The organism is Streptomyces sp. NPDC096046, assembly GCF_040303285.1.
GTDB lineage: Bacteria > Actinomycetota > Actinomycetes > Streptomycetales > Streptomycetaceae > Streptomyces.
This window is the reverse complement of sequence record NZ_JBEOSZ010000067.1, coordinates 12382-32353: the sequence shown is the minus strand read 5'-3', so window position 1 is coordinate 32353 and position 19972 is coordinate 12382. Positions and strand designations below refer to the sequence as shown.

17 protein-coding genes and 3 pseudogenes are annotated in these 19972 nt (G+C 68.0%); 9 read left to right on the top strand and 11 right to left on the bottom strand.

Annotated elements, in window-relative coordinates; translation table 11 throughout:
- Window positions 1-130: 130 nt before the first annotated feature.
- The 3 genes and pseudogenes from ABTX62_RS34870 to ABTX62_RS34860 form a co-directional block, all read right to left on the bottom strand.
- On the bottom strand, window positions 131-697 hold the full coding sequence (locus tag ABTX62_RS34870) for a hypothetical protein (protein WP_352119937.1): 567 nt from the start codon (window positions 695-697) through the stop codon (window positions 131-133).
- A 122-nt stretch (window positions 698-819) separates the two neighbouring features.
- The gene (locus ABTX62_RS34865; protein WP_352119942.1) at window positions 820-1281 is read right to left on the bottom strand and encodes a hypothetical protein; all 462 of its coding nucleotides are present in this window, start codon (window positions 1279-1281) and stop codon (window positions 820-822) included.
- Between the two features lie 42 nt (window positions 1282-1323).
- Window positions 1324-1464, bottom strand: a pseudogene (locus ABTX62_RS34860) (HNH endonuclease); the annotation flags it as partial.
- Between the two features lie 156 nt (window positions 1465-1620).
- On the opposite strand from ABTX62_RS34860, the gene ABTX62_RS34855 reads away from it, so the two are divergent.
- Window positions 1621-2022, top strand: a complete 402-nt coding sequence (locus ABTX62_RS34855) for a hypothetical protein (protein ID WP_352119941.1) — start codon at window positions 1621-1623, stop codon at window positions 2020-2022.
- A gap of 316 nt (window positions 2023-2338) precedes the next feature.
- The gene (locus tag ABTX62_RS34850; protein ID WP_352119936.1) at window positions 2339-2974 is read left to right on the top strand and encodes a hypothetical protein; all 636 of its coding nucleotides are present in this window, start codon (window positions 2339-2341) and stop codon (window positions 2972-2974) included.
- Between the two features lie 298 nt (window positions 2975-3272).
- Here the strand turns inward: ABTX62_RS34850 and ABTX62_RS34845 are convergent, their stop codons facing one another.
- Window positions 3273-3446 carry a hypothetical protein gene (locus ABTX62_RS34845; protein WP_352119935.1) on the bottom strand — a complete coding sequence of 58 codons (174 nt, stop codon included), beginning with the start codon at window positions 3444-3446 and terminating at the stop codon, window positions 3273-3275.
- A 774-nt stretch (window positions 3447-4220) separates the two neighbouring features.
- A complete protein-coding gene (locus ABTX62_RS34840) occupies window positions 4221-5780 on the bottom strand; it encodes a pentapeptide repeat-containing protein (protein WP_352119934.1) in 1560 nt (519 codons plus the stop codon).
- Between the two features lie 669 nt (window positions 5781-6449).
- Between ABTX62_RS34840 and ABTX62_RS34835 the strand changes: the two genes are divergently transcribed.
- Entirely contained in the window at window positions 6450-7103 is a 654-nt protein-coding gene (locus ABTX62_RS34835) for a hypothetical protein (RefSeq protein WP_352119933.1), read from the top strand.
- Window positions 7104-7255: 152 nt separating this feature from the next.
- On the opposite strand, the gene ABTX62_RS34830 is transcribed toward ABTX62_RS34835, so the two are convergent.
- Both ABTX62_RS34830 and ABTX62_RS34825 read right to left on the bottom strand, forming a co-directional pair.
- The gene (locus ABTX62_RS34830) at window positions 7256-7732 is read right to left on the bottom strand and encodes a lamin tail domain-containing protein (protein WP_502998069.1); all 477 of its coding nucleotides are present in this window, start codon (window positions 7730-7732) and stop codon (window positions 7256-7258) included.
- Between the two features lie 135 nt (window positions 7733-7867).
- Window positions 7868-11041: an NACHT domain-containing protein gene (locus ABTX62_RS34825; RefSeq protein ID WP_352119932.1), complete on the bottom strand. Its 3174-nt coding sequence runs from the start codon at window positions 11039-11041 to the stop codon at window positions 7868-7870.
- Between the two features lie 1296 nt (window positions 11042-12337).
- On the opposite strand from ABTX62_RS34825, the gene ABTX62_RS34820 reads away from it, so the two are divergent.
- Window positions 12338-12865 carry a hypothetical protein gene (locus ABTX62_RS34820; RefSeq protein WP_352119931.1) on the top strand — a complete coding sequence of 176 codons (528 nt, stop codon included), beginning with the start codon at window positions 12338-12340 and terminating at the stop codon, window positions 12863-12865.
- A gap of 145 nt (window positions 12866-13010) precedes the next feature.
- Window positions 13011-13511 (top strand): annotated as a pseudogene (locus tag ABTX62_RS34815) (DUF6207 family protein).
- Between the two features lie 71 nt (window positions 13512-13582).
- On the opposite strand, the gene ABTX62_RS34810 reads toward ABTX62_RS34815, so the two are convergent.
- Entirely contained in the window at window positions 13583-14107 is a 525-nt protein-coding gene (locus ABTX62_RS34810; RefSeq protein WP_352119939.1) for an ATP-dependent DNA ligase, read from the bottom strand.
- Between the two features lie 109 nt (window positions 14108-14216).
- Window positions 14217-14324: pseudogene (locus tag ABTX62_RS34805) on the bottom strand (ATP-dependent DNA ligase); the annotation flags it as partial.
- A gap of 110 nt (window positions 14325-14434) precedes the next feature.
- Between ABTX62_RS34805 and ABTX62_RS34800 the strand changes: the two are divergent.
- Both ABTX62_RS34800 and ABTX62_RS34795 read left to right on the top strand, forming a co-directional pair.
- Window positions 14435-15871 (top strand): RNA-binding domain-containing protein, encoded by a 1437-nt coding sequence (locus tag ABTX62_RS34800; RefSeq protein ID WP_352119930.1) that lies wholly within the window; start codon window positions 14435-14437, stop codon window positions 15869-15871.
- 221 nt (window positions 15872-16092) lie between these two features.
- Complete coding sequence (locus ABTX62_RS34795) at window positions 16093-16662, top strand: hypothetical protein (RefSeq protein WP_352119929.1); 570 nt, start codon at window positions 16093-16095, stop codon at window positions 16660-16662.
- 90 nt (window positions 16663-16752) lie between these two features.
- Here ABTX62_RS34795 and ABTX62_RS34790 read toward each other — a convergent pair whose 3' ends face one another.
- Window positions 16753-16974 (bottom strand): hypothetical protein, encoded by a 222-nt coding sequence (locus tag ABTX62_RS34790; protein WP_352119928.1) that lies wholly within the window; start codon window positions 16972-16974, stop codon window positions 16753-16755.
- Between the two features lie 1107 nt (window positions 16975-18081).
- The gene (locus ABTX62_RS34785; protein WP_352119927.1) at window positions 18082-18336 is read right to left on the bottom strand and encodes a hypothetical protein; all 255 of its coding nucleotides are present in this window, start codon (window positions 18334-18336) and stop codon (window positions 18082-18084) included.
- 177 nt (window positions 18337-18513) lie between these two features.
- On the opposite strand from ABTX62_RS34785, the gene ABTX62_RS34780 reads away from it, so the two are divergent.
- A complete protein-coding gene (locus tag ABTX62_RS34780) occupies window positions 18514-18960 on the top strand; it encodes a hypothetical protein (protein WP_352119926.1) in 447 nt (148 codons plus the stop codon).
- Window positions 18961-19022: 62 nt separating this feature from the next.
- On the top strand, window positions 19023-19859 hold the full coding sequence (locus ABTX62_RS34775; protein WP_352119925.1) for a transposase family protein: 837 nt from the start codon (window positions 19023-19025) through the stop codon (window positions 19857-19859).
- Window positions 19860-19972: the final 113 nt, after the last annotated feature.

The following is a 19972-nucleotide window of genomic DNA, read 5'->3' as shown; positions in this document are numbered from 1 at the left end:
AGCTGCAGACACTCCTCGCCCTCTGGACCGGCGTCTGCCCCACCTGCCACCACGACATACCCACACCGATACGAACCTGACCAAGCACTACTAGGTGGAGTCCTGTCCGGTATCGTCACGGCCTTCATGCTCAGTCATCGAAGCGAGACCAGCGAAACCCGTGTTCCAGCAGCGGCGTCAGGGTAGCGCGGTGGAGCGCGGCGAAGGACACGGTGGCCTCGTCATCCTCGCTGCTGATCCTTGTGAGCAGTCCTGGGGCGACGAAGAACGTCTCTGCGGTGTAGGCCGGCAGGAATGGGCTCAGGGGCACGGGGCGCAGCATGCTCCACAACGGAGCGAGGCGGGCGGTCGGCATGCAGTAGGCCCATGCCTGGTAGAGGGCGGCGTTCATGGCCTCGTAGAGGGTGTACTGCAGGAGAAGGCGGCTGAGCGGTTCCTCTTCGAGGACCGTCTCCCGGTCCGCCGACAAGGGGTCCTCGGTGAGCCATACACGGGAATCGACTTCGCCCAGTTCTTGTGGCCACGGGATGGACCATTCCCGGGTGCCCTCGCCGTCTACGGCAAAGATCAGCCGACCATCGAGCGGCCCGGGAGCCAGCCGGGGTTGCTTCAGTACCGGGTTGCGGAACCGGTGGACAGCGGGGCGGAGGCGGGCCAGGCGGTGGAAGGCGGCCAACGCTTGCGGGCAGTCGTCCAAGCGTGCCACCGCGGTGCAGCACCAATACCTGCGCGCCGGGTGGAAGCTCACCTCGGGGCAAGAGGTGCGCAGCCAGAAGGCCCGGCGAAGTGCTGTACCGACCTCTTCTCTCGCCTGGACAACTATGCCTCGTCGTCGAGATCGCGCTCCCTGTCAGCGAGGTACTCCCGGACGAGGCGGCCGAGCACTTCGCCCTCGTGTGCGCGCTCGTTGAAGACGGAGCGCTGGAAGGCTCTGACCTCCTCCCCCTCCAGGAACGCGTGCAGGAGCCTCGCCTGCGGATGGAAGTAACCGCAGCAGATCAGGCGCGTGCAGTACCCCTTCAGCTCCCTGACCTTCGGGGTCCGCCATGGGTAGTGCGGGTACCCCTTGAGCTCCGCCTTGCAGCGATCAAGGATCTTGAACAGCTCAGTCTTGTTCCCCCACTTCTCCTCGCCGTAGTGCAGCTCGAACCACTCGCGGCGATCGGCGTCGGCTATCTCTCGCTGGACGCGCTCCACGCGTCGTGTGATGCCAGCGAAGACCTTCGGGCTCATCCTCCACTTGGAGCGCGTCAGCTCCGGATATCGGTGGCAGATGTCCATATCTGCAGCCCAATGCGCGGCGCTCTCGTGCTTGCTCTTCCGGAGGTTGCAGGGCTTGCAGGCAGGGACGAAGTTCCACCAGATGTCGTGGCCTGCCCCGGCGATCGGCCTTTCGTGGTCCAGTGTGGTGGACGGGGAGCGGCCGCAATACACGCACAGGCCACGTTGCGCAGTCAGCACCATCAGCCACACCCAGGCCTTCTGCTTGCCTCTGTCACCTCGGCGAATAGCTTCCACTGCACCCCTCTTGCCCGTAGCTGGCTAGGCGGGATCGTAAGACAGGGCGCTGACAATCCGTAGCCGTCGGTCGATCGTCACCCTGTGTCGGTGCTCTGCGGCATGATGACCGGCGTGGACACCGAGATACTGATAGATGTCTGGCATCGGCTTCTCGCCGACCCGCGCAAGTCGTGGGTGCTGTTCCAGCATGGCACTTGTGTCGTGCTGACCGCTCCGGAAGGGGAGCTTGCTGAACAGGCCACCGACCTCCTGAAGAAGTTCGGCCCGGCTCATGCCGGATCTTCGGCAGGAGACTTTGGGGTGATCGACCTCAAGGACGACGAGGGATGGGTCGTCACCGGGCATCACAACGACGTTCTTACCTATGTCGGCCCCGATGAGCCTGAGGATCAGTCGCAGATCGCTGTCGGACTGTTCGGACGTTCCAAGCGCCACCGGGACGGCACCGAGCTTCACGTCGTGCACGTGGAGGACAAACGCGGCTCAGCGGAGCCAGCGTAAGTACCGCGCTTCATCGCTTGTGGTCGCCGGAGGCGTATCGGCTCCATGTTCCTCCGGCTTCGGTGACGAAGCGAGTGGCTGTCTTGGCGTGGTAACCGAGCGCCTTCGCGATGACGGGAGCCGGGGCCTGGAGCCCGCGGGCCGGCAGGCCTGCGATTCTCCTCAGCGCCAGGCCTGCTACCGCAGGGAACGGCGCTCCCAGAGTCGTCGGGACACCTGCCATCAGCGAGCAACGTAGGCGAGGCCCTCGCGACAGGCGAGGGCCTGACGTCGAGCAGTGTGGGCCCCTCTTCGTGCCGACTGGGGGAGGTTGCAGATGATGCTGCTGTGGGCGCCGGTCGGCCCATGGGGTGATCAAGGGGCGGGAATGAACTATTCGAACGTTGCAGGGTCAAGGGCGATACGCGGCGCGCTGGCGCACGGGCTGGCCGTCACCGCTTGTCTGTTCGCTCTGTCTGCGTGCAGCATCAGCGACGAGCTGCCGGCCAGACGTAGCGACGGCGTAGTCAAGGACTTTGGCCGCGTGACGGCGGCTGACGTGAAGAAGTGGGTGCAGAAGTCCGATCTTCCGCACGAGACCAAGAATCTGGTTGCCCTTTACGTCAGCGAGGTCCACGTCACCGATGGGTTCGCTGGCTGCCCGGCAGAGGGACGCGCCGAACCGCTGATGAAGGTGGAGCTGGCCTATCCCGACCTGGGGCAGTACGACCGGGAGGGCTTGGAAGAGCAGCGCGATTGGAGTCGCCAGATCATCTCTGCGCTGGAGGAGTTCGCGCATACCTTCGAGGCGGGTTACTTCAGCGACGACAGTCTGATCGGTGGCCCTACGTGGGTGACCGACTCCCAGGGGGGCGCCGACTGCAGCGGCAGTATCGAGATGGGCCAGCTCTTGACCCCATCCGCGAATGTGGGGACGGACTACTCCCAGCGGGAGAACGTCCCGGTGGGCTGACGATCGTGTCGCCTGATGAAGCCGCTCTTGGCTCCGCCCCCTTGTTGGCCGGCCGGGCCAACCCTGCTCCGTGGATGCCGGATAAGCTCCCCATATCCAGGTTCCATGAAAGCGCTCAAGTCCGGTGGACGGGGCGGATCATGTCGGATAGTCCGAATACGGCCGTACCGGTCATCATCCCGGCGGCACCGGCCCGGCCGGAGGAGTACGACACCGCGACCCGGGCCGCGCTCGACCACATCGACCGCCAGGCCGTGCGCACCGTCGCGGACGGCCGCCAGGCCAGCACCCGCAGAAGCTACGCCCAGGACTGGGCGAGCTGGAACAAGTTCTGCGCCGCCTGCGAGGTGCCCGTGCTCGCCGTCACCCCCGGCACGCTGGTGATGTTCGTCGAGTGGCTGTGGACCCAGCCCGGAGGGAAGAAGGGGACGTACACCGCGCCGTCGACCATCGACCGCCGCCTCTCCGGCACCGTGGTCTCCGCCCGCGCCGAGCACGGAGTGCAGATGGAGGAAGGCGTCGCCCACCTCGCCCGCAACCGGCTCAAGCAGCTGGTGAAGGAGATGGAGGCCAACGGCGAGACCCGCGGCCGGGGCCAGGCCCCGCCGCTTCTCGTCGACCACCTCGTGGCGATCAGCGCCGCCTGCCCCGACAACCTCCGCGGCACCCGCGACCGCGCCCTGGTCCTCATGCACTTCGCCGTCGCCGGCCGCGAGCACGAGCTGGCCGCCAACCGAGTGCGCGACTACGCCGATACCCCCGGCGGCATCCAGGCCGACATGGGCGTCTCCAAGATCCGCCCCCGCGTCGTGCCCGTCCCCTACGGCTCCCGCCCCTCCATCTGCCCCGTCCGCGCCTGGCAGGCCTGGAAGGACGCCGCCGGGCTCGACGACCCCGACGGCTACGCCTGGCGCCGCCTGCACAACCGCTGGCACACCGTCATGGAGGGCGGGCTCCAACCCGAGTCCATCGGCGACACCGTCACCCGCGCTGGCGAACGCGCCGGGATCGAGATCCGCTTCACCGGTCACAGCCCCCGCCGCGGGCTCGCCACCTCATCCCGCCTGAAGGGCCACGACCAGATCGTCATCGCCAAGCAAGGCGGCTGGGCCCCCACTCCAAGGTCCTCGCCGGCTACCTCGAAGTCGTCGACCAGTGGGAGGACAACGCCCTGCTCGGCGTGCTGTAGGCGGTCAACCTGCAGCAGGAGCCAGACCATCCGTGTCTCCGTATCACCAGTAGGCCCTCAGCGCTTCACACGGCCACGGATCGCTAGAAGGGCCAACGCAAGCAGCGCCGGCTCCACCAGACGCGAGGTCATCTCGACGTACGTGCCGGGCACGGTCAGGCCTTGCCCGGCCGACCGGAAGATCACCGAGTTCACTGCGGTCCGTGCTGCGCGCTCCGCCCGCGACCAGCTGAACCGGTCGGCCCACGGCCTGGGTGTCTCTCCGCCAGGAACCGAAGCCCGGGTGCTCAAGGCGACGCTCCCGCTATCGGTCAGCGTCCCGGTGGTGCTTTGCACGCGAGGCTGGGACGGCAGCCCCACCAGCATCAGCAATACGACGGTCATCGTCATGGCGACAAGCAGCCCAATCAGGGCCCGGGAGGCCCGCAGCCCGTAGCCGGAGAGGGCCCAGTAGACGGTCAGCAGCGCCCGTTCCGCCCGCGGGCGGGCACGGTCGTGGCGGCGCATCTCCATCTCGCCGTAGTAAAAGTCCGCCGCATCCGGCTCGTTTTTGGCGTCCTCCGTAGCCTTCCGCAGCGCCCGGTAAACGGACGCCAGCTCGTCCGGGCCCGGAGTCAGAGCCGGGTCCGGGTGATGGGGGCCAGGCGTCCAACCGCGCGGTGTGGCGGGGTTGCCGGGGGTCAGGGCGCGCCAGTGGTGTTCCTCGGCCAGGACCCGACGCCGGGTCCACCGCCCTTGTTCCGGGGGAACGGCGAACGTGCACTTCCCTTCGATGCGCAGCTTGTCCAGGTGGAACGCCCCAGTGAACCGGCAGTCGGTGAGGTCGATGTCGGTGAGCACCAGATGGGCTGCGTCCACCCCGCGCAGCGAGACGATCCGCACGGGGTCGCCGGCAGCACTAGCCAGAACGCGTTCGTCCACCTGTCCCACACTGGGGATGACGAAGCCGTTGGGCTCCGCAACGATGCTGAGGGGGTGGGCGACGACGGCGTGCGTGAAGTCCACGGTGGCGTACCGCAGATGCAGCGCGGCCGTTGCCGACCAGCGCGTCCGATGGCACTCCAGATGTCGCGCGGCAAGAGCGATGGTCACTGCGGCGCCGAACACCGTCCCGGACAGTTCCACTCGGCCTGCACACGCCAACGGCCCTAGGCTTGCTGTGCGCTGGAGGGTTGCCAACCCAAAGTCGGCGTCGCGCTCGAAGGTCGCCGCCCCAAAGTCGGCGTCGCGCTCGAAGGTCGCCGACCCGAAGTAGGCATCGCGCTCGAAAGATGCCGACCCGAAGCGGGCACCGCTGTTGAAGGTTGTCGACTCGAAGTAGGCCGAGCGCCGGAAGGTCGCCGACCCGAAGTCGGCGGAGCCCTGGAAGGTCGCCGACCCGAAGTCGACGGAGAACTGAAAGGTTGCCGATCCGAAGTAGGCGTCGGACTCGAAGGTCGCCGACCCGAAACGGGCAGCGCCTTCGAAGGTTGCCGACTCGAAGTAGGCGCCGTTCCCAAAGGTTGCCGCCCCAAAGTCGGCGAAGCCGAAGCGCGCATTACCGGTAGCGGGGTCGCGCAGTGCCCACAGAAGCCGCTGGATCAGGGGCGTATCCAGCGACGTGCCGCGGTGGTCCACGGCGCTGCCGGGGCCGAGACCGCGGAGGTAGGCGGTGCGATCGACATCGGAGAGGTGGGCTAGGCACAGGTCGTATGGGTCGACCGGGTAGCCGCGGCAGCCAACCGGATCGCCCGGTCCGGCGCCCGTCGCGCAGTGCGTCCAGTCTGGCGGGGCCGCGGAGGGTGGTGGGGAAGGGGTCATATCAAAGGGAACGGACGTTTAGGAGGCAGGTTGCGGGTGCTGCGTCACGTATGGCACTGGCTGTGGACGCCCTCGCCAGCCCTTCACATCATTCGCACCCTTGCCGACTTCACAACTGGTCTCCGTCTCGCCTCACACGTCCATGAACCGATCGGTTGTGCGATGTGTCCTTGCGCGTGGCTGCCACCGCTCACGTATCGGGGAACCAGAGGGCACAAAGTGCGGCGGTCCTATGCCCAGCTTGGGACTGACACTGACGAGGTCCTGTTCGAAGCCACCGTCGATTCGCTGCGCCGCGTCTTCGCCGCTCCGGACGACGTTGCCGGCATCGCTGAAAAACTCGTGCGCCAGTGCCGCACCCCCCTGCGGGCGAGTATGGGGTGGAGCGGGAACGGGCATCCGAGGTGCGGAAGTCGATCGGGGTGTTTCACCAGCTCAGAGGCGCATAGGCGGTACGACCAGCCCCATCTACTGGAAGCCCGCAGGATGGTTTCGCGTCGAAGTCCCGGCTGCATCAGGCCGCCGCACACCGTCGCCAGGTTCGTCACCGAGCAGGTCCCCGAACCCGGGGCCGCCCTGGTCCTCGCCTGCGTCCTGCAACTGACCGACACCGACGAGGGCGCCCGCTTCTGGTGGCAGTACGCCGCCGGCGCCGGACAAGCCGCAGCCGCCTACTGCCTCTACCTGCACCACCTGGCGCTGGGGGAGCGGGACACCGCGGACTTCTGGCACCGCCAGACCGATGACGTCCAGCCCCCTCCCGAACCCCCCGCGTTCGACCACGCGGGAGCCTGGCATCCGGCAGATCACCGGATCACCAGCACCTCCACCACCCACTTCATGCGGATCCTGCGCCACCTTGCCCAGCAGACCGCCCGCTCACGACCACCCGGACTCAGCAAGCTCATGGCCTACGTCCCGACCGCTGTGGCGGCCGGCTATCTCCGCGAGCCCGACTCCGAGCTTCCGCTGCCCGGGCACGAGTTCGCCCGCCGCATCAACAGGCTCCGGACCGCAGCCGACCGCCCCTCCACCTGGGACACCCGGCCAACCCGCTCCAAGACCAGTGCGCACACGCGGACCGCTGACCGTGAGCACCGGCAGACGATCCCCGAGCAGATGGGCACCGTCAAACGCTGAACACGCAAGGACGGCCCGGCCTGGACAACGTCACGGGCCCCGGGGGAAGCAGCCTCCCCGGGGCCCAGCATATGGAGTTGTGCTGCTCAACGACCGTGCGTCTCAGCTGTCACGCGTGTGCCGGTCACCGGTCACGCGTGCAGCCGGGTTGGTCAGCGGTGGTGGCGGCCGCCGTGGTGGTGACCGCCGCCGTGGCGGTGGTGGTGGCCCCAGGAGGCGTCGTCGATGAAGCGGCCGTGGTCGTTGCGGAGGGTGGCGGTGTCGGAGCGGTTGTCCCAGACGTAGTTGCGGCGGTCCTGGAACAGGTCGGTGCGGGTGTCGCGGCCTTCACCGGTGTGGATGCGGACGGTGGAGCGGCCGTCCAGGCGGTAGTGGTGGAAGGTGAACGTGTGGCCGTCTTCGTCGCGCAGGGTCCAGCCGTCCAGGTTCACCGCGCGCCGGCCGGTGTTGGTGATCTCCACCCACTCGCGGTTCAGGGAGCGGTTGGAGCGGTCGTCGCGTCCGGGGGAGTCGTACTGGACAGCGGAGATCTGCACCTCCGACCGCTCGGGGCGGGGGTGGTCGGCGGCGGACGCCGGCAGCGTCCCCACCGAGACCAGGGCGCCGGCGGCGAGTGCGCCAGCGGCCAGACGGCGAGCGGTGACGGAAGCGGAAGTGAAAGCGCATACGCCTCAGCGAAACCAGCCGGGACAAACGTGGGCTTCGGGCGGGCGAAGCAACCGGAGTCGCCAACCGACTGCCTCGCCGGCCGTCGGCCCGCCTGCTCACTCCGGCGGGCCGGCGTCCGGATCGTGGTGGCGCGCGATCAGGGCCCGGTCTTCCGCCGATATGAGGGCGTGCACCAAGGGCCGGTGGGATGCCAGCGCATGGGACAGTGCATCGAAGACGGTCACCGGCAATGGTTGTGCCCTCTCGCTGTCACCGAACATGAGCTGGATGAGCTGTGCCAGAAACTGCAAAACGTCGTCGTGTGCGTCACCGGGGACTCGTCCCCTGTCCTGGCCGAAGGCCGTGAAAAGGGCGTGCACGGCCGACACCAAATGGGGGTGGCGCATGTCCATCAGCAGCCGCGTTCCCTGGAGCGCCCGATCGTAGAGATCGCCGAGCTCCCTGTCGCTCATGGTCGTGCGATCGGCCAGCAGCAGTTCGAGCAGGTCGTGGGCGAGCGATGAGGCCGGAGCACCGTCGACCGAACTGAACATGGTCACGGCCTGGCCGAGCCACCGGAATACCGGGTCCAGGGCATGCCGCATCACCGAGTCATTGGTCCCGCTGGACACGGCCGTTTTGTGCCACAGCTCGTCCCAGTACGACCGTGACCAGCCTTGGTCTCCGCTGCCTCGCGGGTAGCGGAAGTGCCAGTTCATGTCGAGGGGCTGTGGTGGGGTGCCTGGCTCGGAGCGAAGCGATATCTCCAGGACCCGGCCCTCGCCGTCCCACGTGTGATGCACGTCGAGGGACAGAGCGAAGTCCGTCCATTGGCTCTCGTTCATCGCCGAGCGCCACAGCAGGCAGTGCCGGTGCCAGGCACCCGGCGGGTCCGCGGAGCCCGGGAACAGCTCGGCGGCGGAGCAGCGCTCGGCGAGTAGCACCGTCAGGAGCACGAGGTTGGAACCGTATAGGCCGTGGCGTGTCGTCGTGCGCAGCAGGGCGGGCCGGTAGGCCGGGTGCTGGTCACCGGTGCGCGTCGTGTGCTGGGTCAGAACCTGGATGAGGGTCCGAGTCAGCCGGCGCCGTTCCGCCATGGACAGCCTGCCGGTCAGCGACCGCGCGAAGCGCAGCATCTGCCGGGACGCCAGGGATGTGTAGGAAAGCAGTGCGTAGGCGAGGTCGTCGTCGATGCGGGTGTCCCCGAGAGAGAGCGCGGGGCGGGGTGCGAGCAGGTCGGTGAGCAGGTGCAGGGTGAGGCGTACGGCCAGATACTCGCCGAAGGTCGCGTGCAGGAACTCGTAGGTGGCGAGTACCTGGCCGTCCCGCACTGACTGGGCTCGCTGGACGAAGAAGAAGCGCCCGAGCGCCGTTTCGGCGGAGGTGAGCGGGGTGCGGAATCCCGGTGGCCGCACCGGCTGCCTGCCCAGTACGGCGGTGAGGTCCTGCTCGAGTTCGTCGGCCGACACCCACTGACGACCCCGGTTCAGCTGGGCGAAGGCCACGAGCGACAGGCGCTGCAGTTCCTGCTCGACGAGGGCGGCCGTGTCCTCGTCGGAGACGGCGTGGAGTGTCGTCTTGCCGACCTCGCGCCGGGCGAAGGAGGACAGCAGCTGCTCGTACAACTCGGTGACGTCGAAGTCGTCGTCGGCGCGCCGCAGAGCACCCTCGGCAGCGTCGTACAGCGCGAGCATCGTCAACAGCAGGGGCTGAGAGGCGAGTTCGGCGTGCCGTTCGAGGTGCTGCCAAGTGAGCGGGCCGCGGCCGTGCGCCGAGAGTCCGGCCATGTTGGCCTCGTTCCACACGGCCAGCCAGGTCGTGATCTGCTCCGCGCGGAAGGGCTCCAGGCGCAGGACGACCATGCCGGAGGGGTATCGGGCGCGGTCGGCCACGGAGGTCCGACTCGTCACCAAGGCCAGCACGGGCCGCCCCTGATCCGCCTCACGCCGCTGGAACTGGGACACGCGCTCCAGGAAGTTGGTTTGGTGGACGCCGGTCGTCTGCAGCAACTCGTCGAAGCCGTCCAAGAGCAGAACAGGAGTACTGCCACATGCCGCGCGCACCAGTTCCGGCCAGCTGACCCGTTCGCCGGTGGAGGAGCGGATCGCCTGTTCGATTTGGTCCTGCAGGTCGTCCTCCACCCGGACGTCCCGCAGCGGCACGCGCACGGGGAGAAAACCGACGGAGGGGAGCCGTGCGGCGAGCACCCGGGTGAGGACGGATTTGCCGGCACCGGGCTGGCCCAGGATCAGCAGGGGCGCCTCGGCGAGCTGAGGAGAGGTGAGGGCCCCGGCCAGGTAGCGGGTGAGGTCTCGGCGGAGGGGCAGTCGCCCCCACCACTCGTGGTCTGCCGGTGCGGCCTGCCCGGAAACGGCACTGACGCGGAAGTCTGGGTCGAGGTAGAGGTCCTGAAGGGTGGGAATCCTAATGCCGTCCGGCGCCGACGCGGCGTCCAGCACAGAATGAGCGAGCGCCGCCCGGTGAGCGCGCGCCAGCGCGGAGGCCACGTCGACCGGCGGGCGCAGCGCCTCGGTGGTGCGGGTGAGGAGACTCTCGATCCCGGACAGGGCACGGCCGACGTCTGTGTGGATTGCCTGCTGCGCTACATGTGTGACCCAGAAACCGAATTCGGGTGCCTCCTTGGCGAGCTCGACGTACAGGCTCTGGTATCGGTCATGCGCCGCGCGCGGCAGGTCATCCATGAGAGCCGCATGGGCCCGAAGGCGCCGCGACGCCTCCATGTGCTCCCAAAGAGCAAGGCCTTCGAGGAAGGCGTAGAACCTGCGGGCGTAGTCCGCGTAACTCGCGAGCAACATTGCGGTGAGCACCGAGCCCGGTATGTGCGGTGCCGGGCAGGGCAGGTCCGTGGCGAGCAGCAGCGATACCAGGTCCGGCGTCTGCGGGGTCGAGCCCGATTCGGCCCGAGCGAGGGCGAGTTGCTCGTCCCGGGTCAACCGCACCTCGGCGAGGGTGAACGGAAGCTCCAACTCCTCCAGCGCCTCGAAGAAGGCCACCACGACGATGACCGTGTGCGCCGCGCGCAGCACATCGGTCCGCTCCGCACGCCCCTGGGAACGGTCCAGACGGGCGCCGACGCCGCGGATCGCATCGCGTCCGAGGCCGAGGAGGCGTCCGTTGGCGTCGGCCATGCCGATCACCGTGCCGCTGACCCCGGCGGTCGCCAGATTCAACGCCCCACCGAGCGCCCGATCCAACGCCGCCAGCCGCGGCGGCTCGGCACCAAGAAGCACCAGAGCGTCGGCGAACGCCAGGAGTCTGCGTGCCACCATGTCCCTCACTCCCGCATCTCTACAGACCCGGCCGAGGACGACGCTACCGCGCGCTGGTAGTCCCGTCGGTATGATTCAAAGGACGCGGAGGACCGCGAAGCGGGTTGATCAGCATTGGCTGCGGCGGCGTCCCATGTCATGCGGTGCCATCGGCAAGCGCGTCACCCTGGTCCACCCGAGCGCCGCAGGACACGAAAACACCGCCAACCAGGTCGAACGAGCCATCCGCATCGCCCTCCTGAACTAACCGACCGGCTCCCGGCGCCAGAGCCCCGGCATCGCGCGAAGACACGGCCCGGGGTACCCCGGCCGACGAGCGCAAAGAGCACTGCTCGCCCAGCCCACCTACAGGGGCCAGGTGAGCGGCGCCAAGGCGACGGCAGGTGACGCTTGTTCATGTTCCCGGACCACCTTGACGCAGGGCCGCTCCTTCAACTCCTTTCAGCCACGTCCGGTCCAATCGTTTGGTGCGGGCGAGTCGCGGCCAGGTAGTCGGACCAGTTCTCGCCGGCCATGGCTGCGAAGCGTTCCGCGGTTCTCGGCTGGATGCCGATCAAGTCGGAGAGCACGACGGGTGGCAGGTCGGCGAGCCTTGCATCATGGCCGTGTTCCGGGCTGCGCGGGCGGGCAGGCCGTATCGCTTGAGTTTGTCGGACAGTCCCGCAGGGTTTCGGGGGCGCCCGGGAGCTCGGCCCGGCAGCAGGTACCTGGTGGCTTCGTTGCCGTGCCGGGATCCGTCTTCGCCCTCCGCAGCGACCGCGGACGCTTCATCGACGACGAGTCCGGGCCACCACCGCCACGGCGGCGGCCACCACCGCTGACCCAACACCGCGTGCGTGACTGTTCGGGGAGGAAGGTGAGCGAGCCGTCGTCGGCCAGCACCAGACCCGCGGCGTCGGGGACCCACCGTGGACAGAGTGTGCGGGCGGCCCGCCAGCCGTCACAGCAGTGGCGGTGTCGGAGTAGTTGTCCGAGACGTAGTGGCGGCGGGGTGACGCCCGCGTCCAGCTGCGGCGCTTGGCCAACACGACGCCAATGGCAGACCTCACCGTCGGCTGGCACGCGGCTCAGCAAATCCGTGAGTGGGCCCTGGGCCTGTGCGAGCAAGTCGAGGCCGAACTGGATGCCGGGCCTGGTGGAGCCGTCACAGAGTGGCTGAACGGCAGGGGGTTGCCGTCTGGGGTGTCTGTACTGGAGACCCTGCGCAACCGACACCGGTCGCCTTCCAGCGGTAGTCGCAGTACCTGTTGCGAAAACCCGCTGGGATGGCCGGGGTTGGCTCTCTACTCTCGATCCATGACGTGGAACGAGGCCAGCGGCACAGTCAGCCGGGCGTTCGATGACTGGAAGTGGAACGACCGGGAGAACCGCGCTTTCCTTCGGCTATCCACCCAGTGGTCGGACCAAGCCTATCAGCAGACCTGGAACGAGGCCGAGGAGTCATTCGCCGCACGCTTCGATCCAGACCGGCACTACGGAGATGAGCACCTTGACATCTTCGAGGACGCCGTCGACGGACTCTGGCCTCACTCCTATGCCTGGATCACCGAAGCATCAGTGGTCAAGAACGCGGTCACCGCGTTCGAGGTGTACCTGGAGAAGGCCCTGCGGGAAGCCCTTGGCTCAGCCCTCTCTCTAGACGGAAAACAGCACACCATCAAACTGGCCACCCCGCCGAAGTTCGAGTCGCCGGGATGGAAGACCCTGGTCACCTCGCACAAGGTGCTCGGAACTGACGTCGAGACCGGCGAGGTGTCATGGGCCAGGGACTTGCGGCACCTACTAACCCACCAAACGGCGTATTGCGCACCGAGGGCGCGCTGACGCGGTTCCGGGATCAAGACGCCGAGCGCGGCCAAGTCGAGATTGATCGAGTGCACGTCGGGAGTAAGGTTCCCCTCGGTGTTCCGCGCGTATTGACGATTCTCGATTCTCTTGCCGAGGTGATCCGGATGGCCGACGGCCCAGCATGGGCTTTGTGCTGGTCCCGCCCCCGTCACGAACGATGGCAGGCAGTCATGACGAAGCTGTACGAACAGAAGTGCATCGTCCTCGAACCAATCTGAGTGGCCATCCGCGCAAGAGATGCCTACTCACTGGTATCACAGACCGCTCAGACGCGGTCTGGGTGGCAGTCGTGCTCGGGGGAGCCGAATTTTGTAATCCAGCAGTCAGCGGAGCCGTGCGTAGGCCGCGACTTCGCGCAGTTCCTCGAGATACTGTGCCGACGGCTCGCGGCAGCGGCGGAACCCGCCCCGGGAGCCGGGCGGTGCCGTACGACGTCGCGGCCGCCGACGACGCCACCGCGTTCGCCTTTCAGCAGATGCTCGCCGACCGGTAGGCGACAGCCACAGCGGAGCAGACGACGCGGGACGCCGGTCAGCCCGGCGTACGTCTGCGCTGCTACCTGGACTTGTGCCAGGAGCTCACCGCGGCCGCCGTGGCCGGCCCGACTATGGCCGGGCCCTGACTCATGACGAGGTGCCGCCTTCGCCGAACAGCGGTACCTCCTAGACGTCGACGTCGACTTCCATCACGACCTCAGGCTGCACCAGGACGGCATCGAGGGTGCGCTGCGTTCCCCACCCTGCCGAGAACGTCCAGTCTGTCCACGGATGCACGCTGTGCGGCGGGGCCAGCTGGTCGGCCGCAGCGCGGCCGACGGCCCGGGAGAGAGTGGTGCTGCGGCCGATGTACTGCAGGCGGCCCGCCGGGTCGTAGCGGCCCAGCAGCAGCCACGCCCCCGCGATAGGACTCCTCCAGCCGCTTGAAGCACAGCCCTTCCACCCCGGCCGCCGTCCACGAGAGCCACTCCCGCGCCAGGGCCGGGTCGGTCGTCGACGGGCACAGTGTGAACGGCGCCGTCAGGCCGAGCTCCGCGAACAACGCCTCCAACGCCGCATGCCGCCGCGCGTACGGCCAGCCCGTCAGATCGTCGCCTCGGTGGACCAGGTTGAAGGCCACGAAGTGCGCCGGCCACTCCCGTGCCGCCTGAGCGGCAACTGCCCCGCGCCGGGCAAGCCTCTGCTGCAGCCGCTCGAACGCCAACCGATCCCGCTCCCACACCACCAGCTCGCCATCGATCCCGGTGTCCGCCGGCAGCTGCGCCAGGGCCCGCCTCCCGGATCTCGGGGAACGAGGCCGTCATGTCCGTGCCGCGCCTGGAGCGCAGCAGCACCCGCCCGCCCGCGTACACGGCGAGCTGGGCGCGGTAGCCGTCCCACTTCGGCTCCGCTGCCCACCCGGTGGACAGCACAGGGCTGTCCACGGCCACGGTCAGCATCGGCTCGGGCAAGGACCACGTCATGCCGTAATGCCTTCCACACCGCTCCTCAGTCCCACCTTCACCAGGGATACTGCTGGGAATGAGTGAAGGGTGACTCGCTAGTGGCCTTGGAGTTCGACACACGCCGCCCGCCGGTCCGTGCCTCGCAGTACCTGGAGTTGGTGACGGCGGTCCGAGCAGCGAGCGCAGCGGATGAGCTGGACTGGCTGGAATGGAAGTCGACGCTGGACTTTCGGCCGAAGAACAAGGCGGACAAGAGTGCTCGTGCGCATCTGGCCCGCGCCATCATTGGCTTCGCTAACCGTCAGCCCGACGTTGCCCTGCGCAACGTGGAGGGATACGGGTTCCTGGTCGTGGGTGTCGATCCGGAGGGCTACCACGGCGTCGAAGAGATCGACAGCGTCGAGCTGGAGAGGTGGATCACGCCGTACGTCGGTGAGGACATCGACTGGCGCACCACCTACGTCCACGTCAGCGAGGAAGGGCATGATCGGCTTCCAGTCCTGATAGTCACCGTCAGTCCTCCGAGCTGGGGCGACCCGATCTTCTGCATTCGCAAGGAGATTCCGCCGCCACCGCGCGGCGAATCGGACCAGGCGAAGGACAAGGAAACGATCCGCGAGGCGACGATTTTTGTGCGGCGCACCGGCCGGACGGACCGTGCCCGGGCTGTCGACATCGACCGCCTGGGCGAGCGTCTCCTGCGCAAGCAGCAGGCGCTTGACCTGACGCTTTCCGTACAACAAGGCGCGGTGAGCCCCGTAGTCACCCCGGACGAAGCCCTGGACCGCGTCGTCAACGCGGAGCGCGAGCGTCTCGTCAGCCGCCTGAAGTCTGCTTCGGCGACGCCGACTGTGGAGCAGATGATGAGGGACTTCGCTTCACAAACGACCCCGGATCCCCGCAGCCGCGAAACGTATCTGGAAGAGGTGGACCAGTACCTGGAGGCGCTTAGGCGAGCCCTCCCGAGAACACTGCCGGAAGTGGCGGCACTCGCCGCATCGCGCATCGCGCTGCGTCTGCACAATCACACGCACATCCACCTCAAGGACGTGCAGGTCAGGCTGGAGTTGCCGGATGGCGTGCTCGCTCTGCCTCCGACAGACCCTGATGACCGGGACAAGAGGAAGCCGTTTCCGAGCGGCCTCCCCAAGGCGCCCCGCCCCTACGGGCCGGTGAAGCGAGAGCCATTCGTCGGCTTGCCGGCCACTCCCGCCTGGCACCGTGCCTTCCCGGCAGTCATGCCTGGTGTCCTGCCGCCTGCATGGGAGATCGAGGTGGAGGGGACCACCGTCGTTTTCCCTGCGGAGGACGTGCGCGTCGGCTTGTCCGAGGACCTGGCACCGTTCGTGGCTGTGACCGGACAGCCTCTGCCCGGGACGCTGCAGGTGCCCTGGACAGCCACGGCCACGAACATGGAAGGCACCGCTCAGGGAATCGTGTCCCTGCCGGTCTCCCCGGTGCGGTCGTTGTTGGATCTCATCGCGGCCGCAGACTCAGCTACCCACGATGCCGAAGATGAGGACGACACCTCCGAAGAATGAGCGCCGCCTCGAGGCCTGTCCCGCCGAACCATGCGTCTTCGGCACATTCCACAGGCGGCGTTCGCTGTCGGCTATGATCCCGAGCGAGGCGGCGCGCACGCCAGACTCCCCGCGGACCAGCACCCACGCCCCGCAGGCGGAGAAGGTTCTCCGAATCGCGCACAATCATCGAACTTTCCTCGCTTCGGCGCGGGCGTGGGCGTGCCGAGGAGGACTCAGCGATGACCCGCAACCGCCGCCGCAAGCTCGACACCCATACTGCAGCAGCCGCTTCCGGCATCCGCTATACGCAGGCCCGCCGCCAGGCCCTCGAAGCGCCCGGCGCCAGCATCCGCACCTACCAGGGCTTGATCAGCATCTGCAGCGCCTGCGGCCAGCCCGCGTACGACAGCGCCAGCGGCGCCAGCCACTTCGCCGAGCAGGAAGGCGCGGTGTTCTGCCCGGCGTTCCCGGCCGCGGCTGGCCTGCTGCGTATGGACTGGCATGACCTCTCGCTGCGCCTGGTCCAGGAGCGGTACCCGCGCACCGACGACACCTTCTTGGGGCAGCAGTCGGGGCTGAGCCATAGGGACCGGCTCCAGGCCTTCAGCGGTCCTGTCGTCGTATGCGCCCATTGCGGCCAACCCGCCTACTACAACAGGGAGGTCGGCATGGCGCACTTCACCAACCAGTGGGACGGCATCTTCTGCCCGCGATTCCCACTGGCAGGAGAGACCCTGACCATCAAGTGGCATCCGCAGTCGCTGGCCGACTGGAAGGCCGGATACGTCTGTACTTACCCGCACATGTAGATCGCAGCGCCTCCGATCCGGAGCACCCGCCGCTGACAACGGGCGCAGCCGCCTCGCCGGGCAGGGTCGGGCCCCTGCCCGGCGAGGCGACTAGTGGTCCCACGGGCGCGGCAGCATGTGCCATAGGGCTCTGAGCCAGTCGGGCGGGTTGGTCAGGAACTTGTCCACCAAGCGGGCGGTGAAGGACCGAGCGGCGCCTTGGGCGGCGCCCTGGACTATCGCGGCGGTCAGGCCGGGACCGGCAGCGGGCTGCTGTCGAGCGGGTGACGGGTCGGGCGGCTGGACGGGCGCGGGCACGTTGTCCCGGGTCATGATGCTGCTCCCTTGAGCAGAGGGATCGAGGACAGCGGACACCTGCGTGGTGTCGTCCGCGGGGGTATGCGCCGCGCGGTCGGCGGTCCTGCTGCGGCTCTCTGCCTGAGAGCGTCCCTGTGGGGCCTCAGCCCGGCCCAGGGTGGGCGTGTTCAGCGTAGCCGCGATCGGCGCGGGTGTTCCCTCGGTCGTCTGGCGGGTGGTCATTGCTCTGGCCTCCGGGGTGAGTTCGGCTCAGCGGGCGGGACAGTGACAGGTCTCAGGTGCTTGCGTCTCGTCCTCCTCGGGCACGGCTTCTTCACCCCGTAGGGCCGGAAGCTGGCACCCGGACAGCAGCGACCGGAGAGGAATTCGAGGGCATGACGAAGGCCCGGACGCCTGGTCCGGGCCTTCGGTCTCTCTGTACCTGTTATGGGGCGCTGGGAGTCACATGTGACGTGCGCCTTCTACGTCCAGCGCATCCCGATAGCGGACAACTGCTCCTGTCCAGGAGCAGTGCTTGTGATCAATCGCGGGTGTTCTGACCTGTGTTGATCAGTTTGGGGTGTGGTTGTGGTCAGACGGTGCTGTTGCCTCGGTAGCCGTGGCGAGTGTGGGAGCTGGTACTGGGCTGTGGGGTCTGAGCTGCAGTGCTGTCAGATAGCGGCCCGTGGTGATCAGGTCTGGTCATCTGCGCTGTGCCCGGTGCACTTCCGGTGATCGTTGGTATGCGGCGGTGCTGGGACGGAGCCACCCCGTTTGGAGCCGGGACACGGCCCACGGGCGTAGGGCCGAGGCGGCTTCAGCAAGCTGCTCTTCCTCCGCGAGCCGCCGCATGCCGTCGTCGACGCGAGTGAGTCGCCTTCGCCAAATCGGATCAGCTGTTCTGCTGGGCTGTAGAAGCGGGGCGCGGCGACTGCGGCACCGCCACGGTCTGCGCAGAGTGATCCAGTGGGCACGGGCGCACGACGGGCATTGGTGAGGTAGGAGCTTGGACCGTACAACGTGCCCCACCATGCGTGACCGTAACGGGCCCGGTATCCGGGCTGATTCGGGCTGCGGTGAAGGCCAGCCCAACAGGACCAGTTGACCGCTTTGTCCCGTTGCCGTCACCGGCCGGGGGCGAGATCACGATAGGGGAGGCAAGACCTCGTAGACGAATGCCGCGATAGCGTCGTAGTTGGTGACGCCGTAGCGGTGGTAGTCGCCATCGCTGGTGAGAATGACGCCGAACGTCGCCTGCGCGTGGATGTGGAACCGGGTGACCTCCCAGGTCCACTCAACGGCTTCACCATCGGTTGCACCGTCGTCGGCGGTGTGGCGCACACCGTCCGGGGTTTGAAAGGCCCAGTGAGCGGTGTGCATCGTGAATTCGCAGGTCATGGGTCTGGTGTGAGCGATGGCTCGTGTACTCGCGCTGGTCGGTGGCCGATGTCCCTGGTGTAGATCATCGGGCGGGTCCGGTTCCGGTGGGATGCCGGGTTCGGCTGCGCTCGCGACCGACCCCCGCCTACGATCCGTCAGCAGGTCGGCACGTTATGAGATCGCGGGGGCTGCGGGATGCAGGAGCGGCAGTGGATCACCGCTCGCCGGAGCGAGCTGGACGCTCTCGCCGAGCAGTTGACCAAGCAGCTTCAGAAAGTCCAGGTCGAGCGGGACGAACTGGCGATCGCGGAGCGGGTGCTGAACCGCCTGGCCGAGCAGGTCCAAGCCGACGCCGAGGCTGTCGCTCCAGCGAAGGCGCAGGTGGCGGGACGGGCGGTCCTGCTCATTCCGCACCGCAGCGACGCGACCGACGAGGCCGCCCTGCCCGGCGACTACCGCAGGATCCTGGCGATCGTGCGGGCAGCGGACGGCCCGGTGCAGGTCAGGGCGGTGGGCGAGGAGCTGGGACTTGAGGTGGCGGTGCGCGGGAAGCTGGAGCCGCTGCGGGCGAAGATGACCAAGCTCGCTGACCGTGGCTGGCTGCACAAACGGCCCGACGGACGGTTCACCGCACGCCGGTAGCCACACCAAGACGGGGTGTCGGGGCGTAACCGGCGGGCCCCCGACGGCAGTTGACGTGGTTTGTGAAGAACAGCACCAGCCCCGTCGAGGGCCCTGACGGCCTTGTCTACACCGCCCGCCTGCCGCTGTCGAGCGCCACCCTGAACTACCTCGCCACCTTGATACGCGGCCACTTGAAGAAGCTCGGCTCGCGCTGGAGGGCCCTGCCCGCTGGGAAGATCGCCGGCATCGTGCTGGCGGTGCTGCGCTGTGACCAGCGGCCCGGCGACCTCGCCGGCGGCAACGGAGTGCACCGCACCACGGTCACCCGGTGGGTGCGCGAAGCCGTTGGCCTGCTCGCTGCCCGCGCCCCACGCCTGGACCGCGCACTCAAGAAGATCGCCCGAACGGGTGGCGGGGTGGTCCTCCTCGACGGCACCCTGATACGGACCCGGCGGCGCACCGGCACGGCGAACCGGAGGAACTACTCCGGCAAGCACAAGTGTCATGGCCTGCTGGTGATCGGGCTCACCGACGACCGGGGCCGCCTGCTGTGGGCCTCGGCGGCCCGCCCCGGACGATCCTCGGAGATCACCGCCTGCCGTCATGACCAGCTCACCGCGAAACTGCGGGCGGCCGGGCTCGGCGCCATCGCCGACCTGGGCTTCGTCGGCCTCGACGACAGCGGCCCGGACGCCGACCCGGCCGTGATCACCGGCTACAAGGCCGCCCGCAACCGGCCCCTGACCCGAGGACAACTGTCCAACAAGGCGCTGGCCGCCGTCCGGGCGCCGGTCGAGCACGGCTTCGCCCACCTGAAGAACTGGCGGGTCCTCGGCAAGGTCCGCACCGACCCGAAGTGGGCGACCGCCCTGGTGAGGGCTCTGCTGGTTCTGACGAACCGCGAAGTCTCCCGCTGACCGACGATCTACACCAAAGCCATCCGCCCGCGACCAGCCCGAGCATCGCGAACCCCGCACACACCAGACCCGTGACCTGCAACTTCACGATGCACACTGCTCGGTAGGGGGCG

Bases quoted from the DNA above. Each gene is read 5' to 3' on its own strand.
- ABTX62_RS34795 (WP_352119929.1), top strand. From the start codon at position 16,093: ATGACCCGCAACCGCCGCCGCAAGCTCGACACCCATACTGCAGCAGCC.
- ABTX62_RS34820 (WP_352119931.1), top strand. From the start codon at position 12,338: ATGACGTGGAACGAGGCCAGCGGCACAGTCAGCCGGGCGTTCGATGAC.
- ABTX62_RS34865 (WP_352119942.1), bottom strand. From the start codon at position 1,281: ATGGACATCTGCCACCGATATCCGGAGCTGACGCGCTCCAAGTGGAGG.
- ABTX62_RS34785 (WP_352119927.1), bottom strand. From the start codon at position 18,336: ATGACCTGCGAATTCACGATGCACACCGCTCACTGGGCCTTTCAAACC.
- ABTX62_RS34855 (WP_352119941.1), top strand. From the start codon at position 1,621: ATGATGACCGGCGTGGACACCGAGATACTGATAGATGTCTGGCATCGG.
- ABTX62_RS34780 (WP_352119926.1), top strand. From the start codon at position 18,514: ATGCAGGAGCGGCAGTGGATCACCGCTCGCCGGAGCGAGCTGGACGCT.
- ABTX62_RS34790 (WP_352119928.1), bottom strand. From the start codon at position 16,974: ATGACCCGGGACAACGTGCCCGCGCCCGTCCAGCCGCCCGACCCGTCA.
- ABTX62_RS34825 (WP_352119932.1), bottom strand. From the start codon at position 11,041: ATGGTGGCACGCAGACTCCTGGCGTTCGCCGACGCTCTGGTGCTTCTT.
- ABTX62_RS34850 (WP_352119936.1), top strand. From the start codon at position 2,339: ATGATGCTGCTGTGGGCGCCGGTCGGCCCATGGGGTGATCAAGGGGCG.
- ABTX62_RS34835 (WP_352119933.1), top strand. From the start codon at position 6,450: ATGGTTTCGCGTCGAAGTCCCGGCTGCATCAGGCCGCCGCACACCGTC.